Source organism: Pseudomonas capeferrum (assembly GCF_013523055.1).
Classification (GTDB): domain Bacteria; phylum Pseudomonadota; class Gammaproteobacteria; order Pseudomonadales; family Pseudomonadaceae; genus Aquipseudomonas; species Aquipseudomonas capeferrum_A.
On record NZ_JAAMQM010000003.1, the window covers coordinates 312,906 to 329,110 of the forward strand.

Here is a 16,205-nt window from a genome sequence, read left to right on the forward strand (position 1 = left end):
TCACTTCCCGTTCCCGGTAACGAGCTGGACGCCCCCGCTGCCTGTCAGCACCAGCGAGCCGTCGGTAAGGGGGATGGCCGCGGCGATGCGCCCCGGCGTGGCGGCAATCACGGATACGAAACGCACGCCCTCGTCATCGCTACGCAGGAGCTGGCCACCAGCATCGATCAGGCGCAACGAACCATCAGCGGCCACGAAACCGGCCACGATATTCGTCTTCACCCCACTGTTGCCCTCGGCCCAACTAGCGCCGCCATCCCGCGACACGAAGACGCGACCGCCGAAACCGTAGACGAGCAGAATCTCATCGCCCCTCGCGTCGTGAAAAGCCAGCAGCCCGTACAACTGGCCGTTGTAGCCAGTCTCCCGGCGCTGCCAGCTATCCCCGCCATCGGCCGAGATATGCACCGCGCCCCCCTCGCCAACCACCGCCAGTTTGCCCGAGGGCGTATGGGCGATGGCGTTGTAATGGAAGCCTTCCGGGTTATCCAGGCGGTCGCCGATATAGCGCCAGGTGGTGCCGCCATCGTCAGTACGGAACAATTGGCCGAAGGAGCCGACGGCAAAGCCCTGCCGGACATCCTTGAACCAGAGGCCGAACAAGGGCCGGGATGGCCCAAATCGGGAACCAGCCTCGGCATCCGCCAATGCCTCCTCGGCCTGCTCCAGTTCGTCCTGCAGCGAATCCGCTGCCTCATCCATGCCTTGAGCGCGATCCTGTACTTTCTTGAGTCGACGCTGGGCAGCCGCCAGAATCTGCGCGTTGGCCGCATTGCCGTCGAACAGCCTGGTCCAGGTCTGCCCACCGTCCCGCGTGCCGAGAATCACCCCGCCGTGGCCTGCTACCCAACCGATCCTGGTATCGAAAAAAAACACAGCGGTCAGATTGACCGAAACGGGCACTTCGGCCTGCCGCCAGCCATGGCCTTTGTCATCGGACAGGATGATGGTGCCCTGCTCGCCAACCGCCACCAGGCGCCCATCGCCTAAGGCTGCGATATCCACCAGCAACTTCTCTGTCGGCCTGTCCGACAACCGGGCTGGCAAAAACAGCGGATCAACGAAAGTCTGATCCTGCGCCGAGGCAAAAGTCGCCGCCAGCAACACGGCCAACATCCAGGTGCGTTTGAAATACGACGAAAAAAAGATCACTGGTATCCCTCTAGTATGAGCGTTGAGGGGAACCGGCCAGCATTGCTTTCCAGTTCCCCCAACGATCTGCCGCCACGCCGATCAGCACGTGTACCAGGTGTCATCGATGCGCTGGCGTTGCTGAATCGGCATAGGGAATTTCTGGAACTAGCGCGCCAATCGCTTCATGTTGGAGGGATCGAAATATCCAGGTCTGTAAGTTTGGTTGAATACCACTGGCTGCTCCTGATTGGCCAGGCCTGCAACGAAGTAACGCCCGGACTGAAGGTCGTACGACACCTCAGCAGCGGTCCAGGTGCAGGGGCAATCGTAGTAATAGGTGGGGAAAATTTCCTGGACACGCCAGAGCTCACCACGCCCATCATAGTTATCCACATGTACAGGCTGGAAACTGTCCTCATCCACCAACAGTCTACGTTTGCTATAGATATGCCGCGCACCAGACTTCAGCGTACCCTCAAGTACATAGACGCGATGCAATTCATAGCGCAGCAAATCCGGGTTGAGGTTTTTCTTACCGACGATATCGGCATATTTCAAACTCTTGTCCGTCAGTTTGAAGTTGTTGTACGGAACAATCATCTCTTCCTTGCCAACCAGCTTCCACTCGAAGCGCTCCGGCGAGCCGTTGATGCCATCGAAGCTGTCTTGGGTGAGCAGTCCATCAGTACCCGTGGCCGGGCTGTCATATCCAACCTCCGGAGCACGCAGCACACGTCGGGTACCCGGATTGTATGCCCAGGCCTTGCGCGACTCGGCGCTCTTATCGATCGGCTCACGCACCAATGTCACGCCTCCCGCAATACTGGAAGGCGACAGGTAGTTGTAGGTAGCCACATACAGCAAGTTTGCCGGTGGATTGTCCATATTCCAGTAGAACTGCAAGTCTTCCTGCCAGACGGAAGGGGTAAAATTACCATCGGCCTGTACCGGAAAGCTCGCCAGGCGCCGCTTGTAGCTTCCACCTCGGGAACGCACCAGGACATTATGGTAGATTTCCAGACCAACCTTGGGCAGCGGGAAAGGCACAACAGACTTCGTCGTACCGCTATAGCCGTTTCCATCCTGAGTTAATTTTACTCCAGGCGCTTCCTTTGTAATTGCATCGTACTGAGCCTGGGGCAATGCATGGGTACGATGACTGGGATATACATTGATCTTGTAATCCGCATTTCGCTTCAACAGCTCGATATTGCCCTCAGGCAGGCGCGACGCATATTGGCTATAATTGCTCGCCGTGATGGTATACAGCGGTTTTTCATCGGGGAACGGCGATATATAACCGCTCTTCGGATCAAAGCCTGCGGGCGGGGACGTGATACCGCCATCCCAGGTAGGAATGCTGCCATCGGCATTTCCAGCCTTGGGAGCGCCCCAAGGGGTGAGCTCCTTGCCAAGTTGCGAGAAGTCATCGGCAACGGCCACCGCTCCGGCCAGCCCAAAGACAACGAACAACTCACACATCATTATGGATTTGGTAAGTCTCATGAACGCCTCTCGAATTCTTATTCAAAAAATGCATCTAGCTTTGAACCTACTTGCACTACAGGGTCATACCAATAACCAAGGAGATGAAATCACGATCCCGGAAAGAGTCATACTTGGTATCGTGATCGTAAGTCGTGTAGCTGAGATCCGCGTAATAGCGCTGCCGATAGTCGGCACGCGCGCCCAAGCCCAGACTCTTGCGCCCTTCGAGAAAAATGTTATCGGCGGAGTAGCCTTTTACATCATGAGAGAAGAACGCCCGCGGAGTCAGATTGACGCCCAGGACATTGTTGTATTGCAGAGTTGCCTGTGCCCGATAGCCCCAGGCATTGCTAGTCGCGAAACCATCGGTATCACAGCCGGCGTTTTGCGAGGAAGAACCATTCGAGACACAGTTGCCTGCCAGTCCATTGGCCGCCCAGCGTGCCGAGCCATACTCGAAGCCACGACCGTAACGGGTCGATGACAAGGGGTCACCAATGCCGCTCCAATGCTGATAGGCCACTTCACCCATCAGCGAGAAAGTGTCCGCACCGACCATCCGCCCGAGGTAGGCAAACGACTGGATCGTTGAAACCTGGACCTGAGTCTTGTCCTTGACATCGTAGCCGCGGACTATCCCGCCAACTGGGATATTGGCGAACGGCCCCTTGGTCTGGCCAAGAATGCCCCCCTTCTGGATGCCGTAGCCGCCGACTAGGTCAGCCCCGTTGATCTGTACCGGGAAATCCTTGGTATGACTGATTTCGCCAAACACCGACCAGCCGCCCAGCTCAGTGGCGGCACTGAGTCCGTAGACCTTGATGTTGTTGGCGCTCCAGTCCCAGAAGCCCTGTATGGCAGTGGCACCGCCGGACAGCGGGCCTCCTGCCGTGGATGGGGTGTTGCGCAGGCTGATGCGTGGCGAAGTCGTCGTGTAGTTAACGAAATAGGCACCCACATCGACGTCCCCGATCATTCTCTTGACCGAGAATCCATAGGAACCGGAATCCCTTGGGTACTGGTTGACCCCCGTGATTCTCCCCAGGTTGGCGGCCAGGGCATCGCCATCAGGCATGCCGGTCAGATTCACCAGTGCATAGGTCGAGTCCTGGCAGTTCATGCTGTCGCTGACGCTCCAGTAAGTACCGCAGCCCTCCAGCACCGTGCGCTGAACCTTCAATTTATAGAAGGTTTCGAAACTCCACTCCCCCACCCCCAGGTTGAGTGAGATCTGTTGCGTCGGCAGAATGATTTCCTTCACTTGCGCCCCAGCGCGACGCGCCGCTGAAACATCGATCGGGTTGTACTGGTTGATGCCGCCACTAATGAACAGGCTCTCGCCCCAGTTCACCGCATGGCTGCCGAGCTTGAAGCTCAAATAGGAATTGTCCGTTGGCGCAAAACCGCCAAAGCCGTACCAATCCAGCAGTTCGATACCACTGAACTTGGACAGGCGGTCATTGTACTCGCTGTCTTCAAGACGGCTGTCGGCAGCGTAACCATTGGCAGTGCTTCCATGGGAAACCTTGCGATCCTTCTGGGTATAGTCGTACCAGCCCTTCCCGCGCAGGAATACACCGAAACCATCCTTTTCGACCTGGAGCTCACCGATGACCTTGGCAATAGTCGAGAAGTTGTCGCCCTTGTTCTTGTAGTTCAGATTACCGTCATCGGTGGAGGAGGACGGCATCGACCCACCATTCTGCCTGCCGATTAGTGCCGTATCTGCATCCCGGGTGCGCCAGGATGAACCAAGCGACATATCGAGCCCCCAGCGCCCGGTAACACCATTGTCAAACTCGAATGGACCTGCCTGCACTCCCTCCGATGCGCATGCAATAGCCACTATGGCGACACACAATTTGAGTTGTCGATATGGCGCAACCCACCTCAGCTCGGATTTCACTGACATCACATACCACCTCTTTTATTGTTGTTCTGTTCAAGCCGGCTCGCTCTTGAGTGCAACCTGCGAATCGCCCACTTCACAATCCACTGGCTCACTTCATACCTGACGAGCTTGAAGGCAGACGCTGCCGTTTCGGCAGAAGCCGATTACATGAAACGCCAGGCCATCCACTGGGTCATCGTCCGAAACGACAGTTCCGGGACAGGCACCACGTCGCAAGGCAGGCCCTCAGTCAGCCCCACGCACTCCAGGTCGACTCGGCGCTTACCCTGCATCCGAAAGCAGCACCTGCCGCAACTGCCGTCTACGCCTCTCGTCCAGCCCCGCAACCGCGACCAGATAGGCATCGAGAGAACCGTGATCACGCATGATCTGATCGAAAGAGGCATCCAGAAACTCTGCACGGACATCCCCCAGGACAGCGGCGGCATCCGCCACCCGGGCAGGTATGTCGTCATGAAAAGCCTGCCGCAGCATGGCTGCCATGTACCCCGTGCGGGCGAACTCCCCCGAGCTCCGCAAGTAGTCCCGGCGAATTTCTGCCATTGGCACACCCAGCGCCCACAGCAAGATTGCACAGACGAATCCGGTGCGATCCTTGCCTGCCTGGCAATGAATGAGCAATCGCCCCGCGCTCGCTGAAAGGCAGTGCTCGAACAGGGCCGGGAATACCCCAGCCAGGGTGCGAGGCATTTGCCTGTAGACGCCATGCATCATCCGCCGAGCACGCTCATCATCGAAGTCCGGCGCCTGCAGGCGCTGCACCCAGTCGATGGGCTTGGCATCCTGTAATCGCACCTGGCTTTCGGGTGTCACCTTACGTATACGGCCCAACGCGGAAAATATGCCCGCATCCCCCGCGCGCTCCGAAGCGCTGCGCAAGTCGAACACCACCTCCAGTTTCTCCACCCAATTACCAACGCTCGGCGTCGTCCGCGAAATAAGGCCCGAGCGAAACAACCGCCCCCACTCGACGACACGCCCATCGACGCTGGCAATGCCGCCCAGATCACGAAAATTGGGCAGCTCCTCGCAAGTACTCATAAGACCTACTCCGACGCACTCTGGCATCTTGACTGAAATTGATCCGCAGGCAGCAAAACCACGTTATGCCCCAACACCATGAGCACAGCCTAATAGGAACGAGCCATATCCTCCGACGTCGTAAACGACATCAGCCCCTATGTTTGAACGCCTTCCCACACAAAGCCCATACCTCCTCAAAATTGTCTTTTCCGCTGATGCCGAGCGAAGAAAACAGCCACAGAATTCCAGACGGGAATCAGTCGATGCATCGAAGCGCCTGGAGGCCCATCTCATTACCGCTGCAAACACCTGCAAGCGAACTGCTACCTGATGCACCTCTCAGGCCTCAAGTCCTGGGAAGGTTGCTCTGCTACCAAAAAAGGAGGGGAAATGGAGCGAGAATTCATGGTGTTTGACGTGCTGATCGTGGGCGGTGGACCGGCCGGATTGGCAGCGGCGATACGCGTGAAGCAACTCGCTGCCAAAAACAACCACGACGTTTCGGTGTGCCTGATCGAAAAAGGTGGAGAAATTGGTGCCCATATCCTGTCCGGCGCGGTGATGGACCCACGGGCGTTGACCGAACTCTTTCCCGATTGGAAGGAGCGCGGCGCACCACTCGATACCGCCGTCACCGCAGACCGTGTTGTCTTTCTTAGCGAGAGCGGAGGTACCACCATCCCGAACAACCTGCTGCCGGAGTGTTTCATCAACCACGGCAACTACATCGTCCGCCTGGGCAACGTCGCCAGGTGGCTGGGCGAGCAGGCCGAAGCACTGGGTGTGGAAATCTATCCCGGCTTCGCCGCCAACGAGATCCTGTACGACGAATCGGGGGCGGTGAAGGGCGTAGTCACTGGCGACATGGGACTTACCCGAGCAGGCAAGCCAGGTCCCAACCACCAGCTAGGCATGGAGTTGCACGCCAAATACACGCTGTTCGCCGAAGGCTGCCGAGGCCATCTCGGCAAGCGACTCGAGGCCAGATACAACCTGCGCGACGGGGTCGATCCACAGACCTACGGCATCGGTATCAAGGAACTGTGGGAAGTACCGGTCGAGAACCACCACCCCGGCCTGGTGGTACACACCGCCGGCTGGCCGATGGACAGCAGCACTTACGGGGGAGGCTTCGTCTATCACCTGGAAGACAATCTGGTCTCGGTCGGCTACGTGGTCGGCCTCAACTACACCAACCCTCACCTGTCGCCGTTCGAAGAGTTTCAACGCTACAAGACGCACCCGGAGATACGGACGTACCTGGAAGGCGGCAAACGCCTCGCCTACGGTGCCCGCGCTATCACCGCTGGCGGCTTGCAGAGCCAGCCTCGTCTGGTCTTCCCCGGCGGCGCGCTGATCGGCGACGACGCTGGCTTCCTCAACGCCGCGCGAATCAAGGGCAGCCATGCCGCGATCAAATCCGGCATGCTCGCCGCCGAGGCCACCTTCGACGCCCTGGTCGCCGGGCGTCAACATGACACGCTCACGTCCTTTCCAGTGGCCTTTCGAGAGTCCTGGCTGTACGCGGAGTTGCACAAGACACGCAACTTCAAACCCTATATGAAACGCGGCCTATGGTTGGGCTCGCTGCTTTTCGGTATCGACCAGAAGCTCTTCGGCGGTAAAGCACCGTGGACACTGCACAACAGCGCCGATCACGACAAACTCAAACCTGCCGCTGACTGTCCGAAAATCGACTACCCGAAGCCGGATGGCAAGATCACCTTCGACCGTCTCTCATCGGTGTTCCTGTCGAACACCAACCACGAAGAAGAGCAGCCTTGTCATCTGACGCTGAAGGATGAGGCAGCACCGATTACGGTGAACCTGGCTATCTACGACGCCCCCGAGCAGCGCTACTGCCCGGCCGGAGTGTACGAGATCGTCCGGGATGGGGAAGCCAATGCCCCTCGGCTGCAGATCAACGCGCAGAACTGCGTGCACTGTAAGACCTGCGATATCAAAGATCCGACCCAGAACATCGACTGGGTGACTCCCCAGGGTGGCGAAGGTCCGATCTATCAAGGCCTGTGACAGCCTGGTCTGTGATTAAACATGCGACTCGATGCCCGGGCGTCGAGAGCGTTCCTCTCATTAGTACTTAAAGTCTGGTGTCCACAATGACCGAGCAAGCCAATACCCAGAACGCCATCCCCACCGTCAAGCTGCTGATCGGTGGTGAATTCGTCGATTCGAAAACAACGCAATGGCGCGAGGTGGTCAACCCCGCCACCCAGCAAGTGCTGGCCCGCGTGCCCTTCGCCACGGACAAGGAAATGAACGCCGCCGTCGCCAGCGCCAAGCAGGCCTTCAAGACCTGGCGCAAGACCCCGATCGGCACCCGCGCGCGGATCTTCCTCAAGTACCAGCAACTGATCCGCGAGAACATCAAGGAGCTGGCCGCCATCCTTACCGCCGAGCAGGGCAAGACCCTGCCGGACGCCGAGGGCGACGTGTTCCGTGGCCTGGAAGTGGTCGAGCATGCGGCGGGCATCGGCAACCTGCAACTGGGCGAACTGGCCAATAACGTGGCCAACGGCGTCGACACCTACACCCTGCTGCAACCGCTGGGCGTGTGCGCCGGCATCACTCCTTTCAACTTCCCGGCGATGATCCCGCTGTGGATGTTCCCGATGGCCATCGCCACCGGCAACACCTTCGTTCTCAAGCCCTCCGAGCAGGACCCGCTGGTGACCATGCGCCTGGTCGAGCTGGCCCTGGAAGCCGGCGTGCCGCCGGGCGTGCTCAACGTCATCCACGGCGGGGTCGATGCGGTCAACCTGATCTGCGATCACCCGGATATCAAGGCCGTGTCCTTCGTCGGCTCGACCAAGGTCGGCACTCACGTCTACAACCGCGCCACGCAGAACGGCAAGCGCGCGCAGTGCATGATGGGCGCGAAGAACCACGCCATCGTCCTGCCCGACGCCAACAAGCAGCAGACCCTGAACAACCTGCTCGGCGCATCGTTCGGCGCCGCCGGCCAGCGTTGCATGGCGCTACCGGTGGTGATCCTGGTCGGCGAAGCCCAACAGTGGCTGTCGGAACTGATCGAAAAGGCCAAGACCCTGAAAATCAGCGGCGGCACCGAAGCCGGTGCGGACATCGGCCCGGTGGTGTCCTGCGCCGCGCTGGACCGCATCAGTGGCCTGATCGCCAAGGGCGAATCGGAAGGCGCACGCCTGGTGCTCGACGGTCGCAACCCGCAGGTCGCCGGCTACGAGAAAGGTAACTTCGTCGGCCCGACCATCTTCACCGACGTCACCACCGAGATGACCATCTACCGCGAAGAAATCTTTGGCCCGGTGCTGTGCATCCTCAATGCGGCGACCCTGGACGACGCCATCGAGCTGATCAACGGCAACCCCAACGGCAACGGTACCGCCATTTTCACCCGTTCCGGTGCCGCCGCCCGCCACTTCCAGGAAGAAATCGACGTCGGCCAGGTGGGCATCAACGTGCCGATCCCGGTGCCGGTGCCGCTGTTCTCCTTCTCCGGCTCGCGCGCCTCCAAGCTCGGCGACCTCGGCCCCTACGGCAAGCAGGTGATCCTGTTCTACACCCAGACCAAGACCGTCACCCAGCGCTGGCTCGATGAAGACGAAGTCGGCGGCCCGGTGAACACCACCATCACCCTGAAATGACCCACTCGGGCCGGCGCCATTGCGCCGGTCCTTGCGCAGGAGGTATTGCCATGGAACATGAAACTCTGTTGCTCGACACTCAAGGACGTGTGGGGGTGATCACGCTCAATCGTCCCAAGGCGCTCAATGCGCTGAACGAACAACTGATCAGCAAACTGAACAAAGCGCTGGATCATTTTGAACAAGATCCGGCCATCGGCTGCATCGTCATCACAGGTTCGGCCAAAGCGTTCGCCGCCGGCGCGGACATCAAGGAAATGGCCGATCTGACCTTTCCGCAGATCTACCTCGACGACTTCTTCGCCAGCGCTGACCGCATCGGCAACCGGCGCAAGCCGATCATCGCCGCGGTGGCCGGCTATGCCCTGGGCGGTGGTTGCGAACTGGCGCTGATGTGCGACTTCATCTACGCCGCCGACAATGCCCGTTTTGGCCTACCGGAACTCGGTCTCGGCGTGCTACCGGCTCTTGGCGGCACCCAACGTCTGACCCGGGCCCTGGGCAAAGCCAAGGCTATGGAACTGTGTCTGACCGGACGCCAGATGGACGCTCAGGAAGCCGAGCGTGCCGGCTTGGTGGCGCGCGTCCTGCCGCTGGACAGCCTGCTGGAGGAAACACTCAAGGTCGCCCAGGGTATCGCCGCAAAATCTCTACCGGCCACCATGCTGGTCAAGGAGTGCGTCAACCGCGCCTTCGAGGGCAGCCTAAGCGAAGGTTTACGCTTCGAACGCCGTGCGTTCCATGCATTGTTCGCCACGACCGACCAGAAGGAAGGCATGGCCGCCTTCGTCGAGAAACGCCCGGCGCAGTTCCAGAACCACTGAACCCCCACATGAGCAAGAGGTCTCCACCATGCATATCGGTTTTCTCGGTCTCGGCAACATGGGTGCGCCCATGGCCTGCAACCTGCTCAAGGCCGGCCATAGGTTAAGCGTGTTCGACCTATCCGCCGCTGCCGTCGCCGCTCTGGTCGAGGCTGGTGCCACAGCCGTCGCCTCTCCCGCCGCGCTGGCGCAAACCGATGTCGAGGTGATCATCACTATGCTGCCAGCAGCCCCTCATGTGAAGGGCGTCTACCTCGGAGCCGACGGCCTGCTGGCCAACGTTCGGCCCGGCGTACTGCTGATCGACTCCTCGACCATCGATCCACTCAGTGCCCGCGAAGTAGCCAAGGCCGCCCTCGCCCAAGGCAACCCGATGCTCGATGCACCAGTGTCCGGTGGTACCGGCGGCGCCTTGGCCGGCACCCTGACCTTCATGGCCGGCGGCGCTCCAAGCGCCTTCGAGCGTGCGCAACCGATCCTCGCCGCCATGGGCAAGAACATCGTCCACTGCGGCGGCACCGGTAATGGCCAGGTGGCCAAGGTCGCCAACAACATGCTGCTCGGCATCTCGATGATCGGCGTCGCCGAAGCCATGGCCCTCGGTGTTGCGCTGGGTATGGATGCCAGCGTGCTGGCCGGAGTGATCAACACGTCCAGCGGCCGCTGCTGGAGCTCGGATACCTACAATCCCTTTCCCGGGGTGATGGACAATGTGCCATCTGCGCGCGGCTACAGCGGCGGTTTCGGTACCGATCTGATGCTCAAGGATCTGGGTCTCGCCACCGAGGCGGCCAAGCAGGCTCGCCAGCCGGTGCTGCTCGGTGCGGTGGCTCAGCAGCTTTACCAGAGCCTCAGCCAGCAAGGGAACGGTGCCTTGGACTTCTCCGCCATCATCAACCTGTATCGCAAGCAGGAGGCCTGAGAATGAACGAAGCCGATGCGCCTGTATTGGCCGAAGTACACAACCGAGTCGGCCACCTGACGCTGAACCGCCCGGCCGGGCTGAATGCGTTGACTCTGCAGATGATCCGCATTCTGTGGCAACAGTTGCAGGCCTGGGAAGACGACCCCACGATCATCGCCGTGGTACTGCGCGCCAACGGTGAAAAGGCTTTCTGCGCCGGCGGCGACATACGCGCGCTGTACGACAGCTACCGGGCTGGCGACGACCTGTACCGCATTTTCTTCGAGGAAGAATACGCCCTCGACCAGTACATCCACGGCTACCCCAAACCCATCGTCGCGCTTATGGACGGCTTCGTCCTCGGCGGCGGCATGGGCCTGGTCCAGGGTGCGGCACTACGGGTGGTCACCGAGCGGGTGAAGATGGGCATGCCGGAAACTGGCATCGGCTATTTCCCGGACGTCGGCGGTAGCTATTTCCTTCCGCGTCTGCCAGGTGAGCTGGGCATCTACCTTGGTATTACCGGCAGTCAGGTTCGTGCTGCTGACGCACTTTACGCTCGCCTCGCCGACTGGTGCCTGCCCAGCGAACGGATCGCCGAGTTTGATCGAGGCCTGGAGCGGATAGACTGGACCAGTCATCCACATGAAGACCTGCGTAATCTCCTCTCCACCCTGGCCAGCAACAGGCTTCCGGGAGCCGAACTCAAGGCGCTGCGTCCAGCCATCGACGAGTACTTCGCCCTGCCCGACCTGCCGGCGATCCGCGCCTCGCTTCTGGCGGAAAACCGCCCGGAATATCAGGACTGGGCCGAAGAAACCGTCAAATTGATCGACAGTCGTTCTCCGCTGGCCATGGGGGTCACCCTGGAATTGCTACGTCGAGGCCGCGCTATGGCGCTGGGCGAATGCTTCGAGCTGGAACTGCATCTGGACCGCCAATGGTTTGCCAAGGGCGACATCATGGAAGGCGTGCGCGCAATGATCGTCGACAAGGACAAGACGCCGCACTGGAACCCGTCCACTCTGGCAGAACTTGTCCCCGAGCGGGTGCAGGCGTTCTTCGCCGGATTCCGACTTGTCAGGGGCCAGCCCCGCGACAGCAGCGTTTCCGCATGAACGGATGCCACAGGTACAAGAGAGCCCCCAATGCATGACCTCGAATTGAGCGAAGAACAACGCATGATCCGCGACATGGCCCGCGATTTCGCCCGTCGCGAGATCGCGCCCAAGGCCCAGTCCTGGGAAAAAGCCGGCTGGATCGATGACACCCTGGTTACACAGATGGGCGAGCTGGGCCTGCTCGGCATGGTGGTGCCCGAGGAGTGGGGTGGCTCCTACATCGACTACGTGGCCTACGCCCTGGCGGTGGAGGAAATCTCCGCCGGCGACGGCGCCACAGGCGCGCTGATGAGCATCCACAACTCGGTGGGCTGCGGACCGATCCTGCGCTACGGCAGCCAGAAGCAGAAGGAACGGTGGCTGCCCAGCCTGGCCAGCGGTCAGGCCATTGGCTGCTTCTGCCTGACCGAGCCGCACGCGGGTTCAGAAGCCCATAACCTGCGTACTCGAGCCGAGTTGAAAGATGGCCACTGGGTGCTCAACGGCGCCAAACAGTTCGTCAGCAACGGCAGGCGCGCGCAACTGTCCATCGTCTTCGCCGTCACCGACCCGGAACTGGGCAAGAAGGGCCTGTCGGCCTTCCTGGTACCCACCGACAACCCCGGTTTCGTGGTCGACCGCAGCGAACACAAGATGGGAATCAAGGCTTCCGACACCTGCGCGGTGACCCTGAACGACTGCGTGATTCCAGAGGCCAACCTGCTCGGCGAGCGTGGCAAGGGCCTGGCCATCGCCCTGTCCAATCTCGAAGGCGGCCGTATCGGCATCGCCGCTCAGGCCTTGGGCATCGCCCGTGCTGCGTTCGAAGCAGCCCTCGGCTATGCCCGCGAACGCATCCAGTTCGGCAAGCCGATCATCGAGCACCAAAGCGTGGCCAACATGCTCGCCGACATGCACACCCAGCTCAATGCCACGCGCCTGCTGGTCCTCCACGCGGCTCGACTGAAGAGTGCCGGCCTGCCCTGCTTGTCGGAAGCCTCGCAAGCCAAACTGTTCGCCTCGGAAATGGCCGAGCGCGTCTGCTCCCATGCCGTGCAGATCCACGGCGGCTACGGCTATCTAGAGGACTACCCGGTGGAAAAATACTACCGCGACGCCCGCATCACCCAGATCTACGAAGGCTCCAGCGAGATCCAGCGCCTGCTGATCGCCCGCGAACTGGCCCACTACGACCTCTAACCTTGTTATTGCCTGAAGAGAGATCCCCATGAAAGTACTGGTTCCGATCAAACGAGTGGTCGACTACAACGTCAAAGTTCGCGTCAAAGCGGACAACTCCGGCGTCGACCTCGCCAACGTCAAGATGTCGATGAACCCCTTCTGCGAAATCGCCGTGGAAGAAGCCGTACGCCTGAAGGAAAAGGGCGTCGCCACCGAGATCGTCGCCGTTACCGTCGGCCCGGCCGCTGCCCAGGAACAACTGCGTACCGCCCTGGCCCTGGGTGCCGACCGTGCCATCCTGGTCGAAGCCAATGAAGAGCTGAATTCCCTGGCGGTTGCCAAGCTGCTCAAGGCCGTTGTCTACAAGGAACAGCCTCAGCTGGTGATTCTTGGCAAGCAGGCCATCGACAGCGACAACAACCAGACCGGCCAGATGCTGGCGGCGCTTTGCGGCTACGCCCAGGGAACCTTCGCCTCCAAGGTCGAAGTATCCGGTGACAAGGTTCGGGTTGCCCGTGAGATCGATGGTGGTTCGCAAACCGTCGAACTCAGCCTACCGGCCATCGTGACCACCGACCTGCGTCTGAACGAGCCGCGTTACGCGTCGCTGCCGAACATCATGAAGGCCAAGAAGAAGCCGCTGGAGACCGTCACTCCGGACGCGCTGGGCGTTTCCACCGCCTCCACCGTCAAGACCCTGAAAGTCGAGGCGCCGGCTGCACGCAGCGCCGGCATCAAGGTCAAGTCGGTTGCTGAACTGGTCGAGAAATTGAAGAACGAGGCGAAAGTAATCTAAATGACTATCCTGGTTATCGCTGAACACACCAATGCCGCTCTGGTGCCTGCCACCCTGAACACCGTTGCCGCTGCCGCGAAGATCGGTGGCGACATTCACGTCCTGGTCGCTGGCCAGAACGCGGGCGATGTTGCTGAAGCTGCCGCCAAGATCGCCGGTGTCAGCAAGGTGCTGGTAGCCGACAACGCGGCCTATGCCCACCAACTGCCGGAAAACGTCGCACCGCTGGTTGCCACTCTTGCTCAAGAAGCGGGGGGCAAGGGTTACAGCCACATCCTGGCCGCCGCCACCAGCAACGGCAAGAACATCCTGCCGCGTATTGCCGCCCAACTGGACGTTGATCAGATCTCCGAGATCATCGCCGTTGAAAGCGCCGACACCTTCAAGCGCCCGATCTACGCCGGTAACGCCATCGCTACCGTGCAGTCCAGTGCTGCCGTGAAGGTGATCACCGTGCGTTCCACCGGTTTCGATCCGGTTGCTGCCGAAGGCGGCTCCGCTGCCGTTGAAGCAGTCGGCGGCGCAGTTGACGCGGGCAAATCGGCTTTCGTTGGCGAAGAGCTGGCCAAGTCCGATCGTCCCGAGCTGACCGCAGCCAAGATCGTCGTTTCCGGCGGCCGTGGCATGCAGAACGGTGACAACTTCAAGCACCTGTACGCCCTGGCCGACAAGCTGGGCGCAGCTGTCGGTGCCTCGCGCGCCGCGGTCGATGCCGGTTTCGTGCCGAACGACATGCAGGTCGGCCAGACCGGCAAGATCGTCGCCCCGCAGCTGTACATCGCCGTGGGCATCTCCGGTGCGATCCAGCACCTGGCGGGCATGAAGGACTCCAAGGTGATCGTGGCGATCAACAAGGACGAGGAGGCACCGATCTTCCAGGTGGCCGACTACGGCCTGGTTGCCGACCTGTTCGAAGCTGTGCCGGAGCTGACAAGCACACTCTAAGACCTCGCTGGGCAGACCTGCCCCTCAAACAACAAATAAATCAGTCCGTACTACTCCGCCTCTGCAGGGAGGCGGACCTTACCCTGCCCGTTCGGAACTGACCTGGCCCCAAAAGAGGTAATACATGCACATTGGTGTCCCTCTCGAGACCCATGCTAGTGAGACGCGCGTTGCCGCAACTCCCGAAACCATCAAGAAACTGATCGGCCAGGGCCATCAGGTGACTGTGCAGACCGGTGCCGGTGTTAGCGCAAGCATTCCGGACAGCGCCTATGAAGCTGTTGGTGCCGCTATTGGCAACGACGCTGCTGCCTTTGGTGCTGATCTGGTGCTGAAAGTAGTCGCGCCGACCGATGCCGAGCTGGCTCACATGAAAGCCGGTGCCGTGCTGGTTGGCATGCTCAACCCGTTCAGCAACGAGACCATTGCGCGCATCAACGCCCGTGGCGTCACGGCCTTTGCCCTGGAGGCCGCCCCGCGTACTTCCCGCGCGCAGAGCCTGGACGTGCTCTCGTCGCAAGCCAACATCGCCGGCTACAAGGCGGTGATGCTGGCGGCCAACCACTATCCGCGCTTTATGCCGATGCTGATGACCGCTGCCGGTACCGTGAAGGCCGCCCGCGTGCTGATCCTCGGCGCCGGCGTCGCCGGCCTGCAGGCCATCGCCACGGCCAAGCGCCTGGGTGCGGTGATCGAGGCTTCGGACGTGCGTCCGGCGGTTAAAGAGCAGATCGAGTCGCTCGGCGCCAAGTTCGTCGACGTGCCGTTCGAGACCGACGAGGAACGCGAATGCGCCCAGGGTGTCGGCGGTTACGCCCGCCCGATGCCAGCCTCGTGGATGGAGCGTCAGGCCAAGGCGGTGCACGAGAAGGCCAAGCAGGCCGATATCGTCATCACCACCGCGCTGATCCCGGGCCGCAAGGCCCCGACCCTGCTGCATGAGGCGACTGTCGCCGAGATGAAGCCAGGCTCCGTGGTCATCGACCTGGCCGCGGCGCAAGGCGGCAACTGCCCGCTGACCGTCGCCGAACAGGTGGTGGTGGTGCATCACGGCGTGACCATCGTCGGCCACAGCAACCTGGCGGCGCTGGTGCCGGCGGATGCTTCGGCGCTGTACGCACGCAACCTGCTGGACTTCCTCAAGCTGGTCATCGACGGCGAAGGCAAGTTCCACCTCAACCTTGAAGACGACATCGTCGCCGCGTGCCTGATGTGCCGTGACGGCAACGTCGTGCGCACTAACGGCTAAGGAG

13 protein-coding genes are annotated in these 16,205 nt (G+C 60.8%); 9 read left to right on the forward strand and 4 right to left on the reverse strand.

The genetic code is table 11. The features are described 5' to 3' along the window. The 4 genes from G7009_RS05390 to G7009_RS05405 form a co-directional block, all read right to left on the reverse strand. Positions 1-1,152, reverse strand: a complete 1,152-nt coding sequence (locus G7009_RS05390) for a WD40/YVTN/BNR-like repeat-containing protein (RefSeq protein ID WP_058171415.1) — start codon at positions 1,150-1,152, stop codon at positions 1-3. 147 nt (positions 1,153-1,299) lie between these two features. Then, positions 1,300-2,640, reverse strand: a complete 1,341-nt coding sequence (locus G7009_RS05395; RefSeq protein ID WP_058171414.1) for a DUF1329 domain-containing protein — start codon at positions 2,638-2,640, stop codon at positions 1,300-1,302. 55 nt (positions 2,641-2,695) lie between these two features. Next, positions 2,696-4,534 (reverse strand): DUF1302 domain-containing protein, encoded by a 1,839-nt coding sequence (locus G7009_RS05400; RefSeq protein WP_071557738.1) that lies wholly within the window; start codon positions 4,532-4,534, stop codon positions 2,696-2,698. A 261-nt stretch (positions 4,535-4,795) separates the two neighbouring features. Then, complete coding sequence (locus G7009_RS05405; RefSeq protein WP_058171412.1) at positions 4,796-5,575, reverse strand: tyrosine-protein phosphatase; 780 nt, start codon at positions 5,573-5,575, stop codon at positions 4,796-4,798. Between the two features lie 372 nt (positions 5,576-5,947). Here G7009_RS05405 and G7009_RS05410 point away from each other — a divergent pair, with 372 nt between their 5' ends. The 9 genes from G7009_RS05410 to G7009_RS05450 all read left to right on the forward strand — a co-directional run bounded on the left by G7009_RS05410 (position 5,948) and on the right by G7009_RS05450 (position 16,201). Next, positions 5,948-7,591 carry an electron transfer flavoprotein-ubiquinone oxidoreductase gene (locus G7009_RS05410; RefSeq protein WP_058171411.1) on the forward strand — a complete coding sequence of 548 codons (1,644 nt, stop codon included), beginning with the start codon at positions 5,948-5,950 and terminating at the stop codon, positions 7,589-7,591. Positions 7,592-7,677: 86 nt separating this feature from the next. Beyond that, complete coding sequence (locus G7009_RS05415; RefSeq protein WP_181128924.1) at positions 7,678-9,201, forward strand: CoA-acylating methylmalonate-semialdehyde dehydrogenase; 1,524 nt, start codon at positions 7,678-7,680, stop codon at positions 9,199-9,201. A 50-nt stretch (positions 9,202-9,251) separates the two neighbouring features. Next, positions 9,252-10,025, forward strand: coding sequence for an enoyl-CoA hydratase (locus tag G7009_RS05420; protein ID WP_058171409.1), 774 nt, complete (start codon positions 9,252-9,254; stop codon positions 10,023-10,025). Positions 10,026-10,053: 28 nt separating this feature from the next. Further along, a complete protein-coding gene (gene mmsB / locus G7009_RS05425) occupies positions 10,054-10,947 on the forward strand; it encodes a 3-hydroxyisobutyrate dehydrogenase (RefSeq protein WP_058171408.1) in 894 nt (297 codons plus the stop codon). 2 nt (positions 10,948-10,949) lie between these two features. Continuing rightward, positions 10,950-12,047, forward strand: a complete 1,098-nt coding sequence (locus tag G7009_RS05430) for an enoyl-CoA hydratase/isomerase family protein (protein WP_058171407.1) — start codon at positions 10,950-10,952, stop codon at positions 12,045-12,047. Positions 12,048-12,077: 30 nt separating this feature from the next. Beyond that, complete coding sequence (locus tag G7009_RS05435; protein ID WP_058171406.1) at positions 12,078-13,229, forward strand: acyl-CoA dehydrogenase; 1,152 nt, start codon at positions 12,078-12,080, stop codon at positions 13,227-13,229. A gap of 28 nt (positions 13,230-13,257) precedes the next feature. After that, positions 13,258-14,007 (forward strand): electron transfer flavoprotein subunit beta/FixA family protein, encoded by a 750-nt coding sequence (locus G7009_RS05440; RefSeq protein WP_058171405.1) that lies wholly within the window; start codon positions 13,258-13,260, stop codon positions 14,005-14,007. Further along, positions 14,008-14,952 (forward strand): electron transfer flavoprotein subunit alpha/FixB family protein, encoded by a 945-nt coding sequence (locus G7009_RS05445; RefSeq protein ID WP_058171404.1) that lies wholly within the window; start codon positions 14,008-14,010, stop codon positions 14,950-14,952. It abuts the gene before it with no gap. A gap of 124 nt (positions 14,953-15,076) precedes the next feature. Next, positions 15,077-16,201, forward strand: coding sequence for a Re/Si-specific NAD(P)(+) transhydrogenase subunit alpha (locus G7009_RS05450; RefSeq protein WP_058171403.1), 1,125 nt, complete (start codon positions 15,077-15,079; stop codon positions 16,199-16,201). Positions 16,202-16,205: the final 4 nt, after the last annotated feature.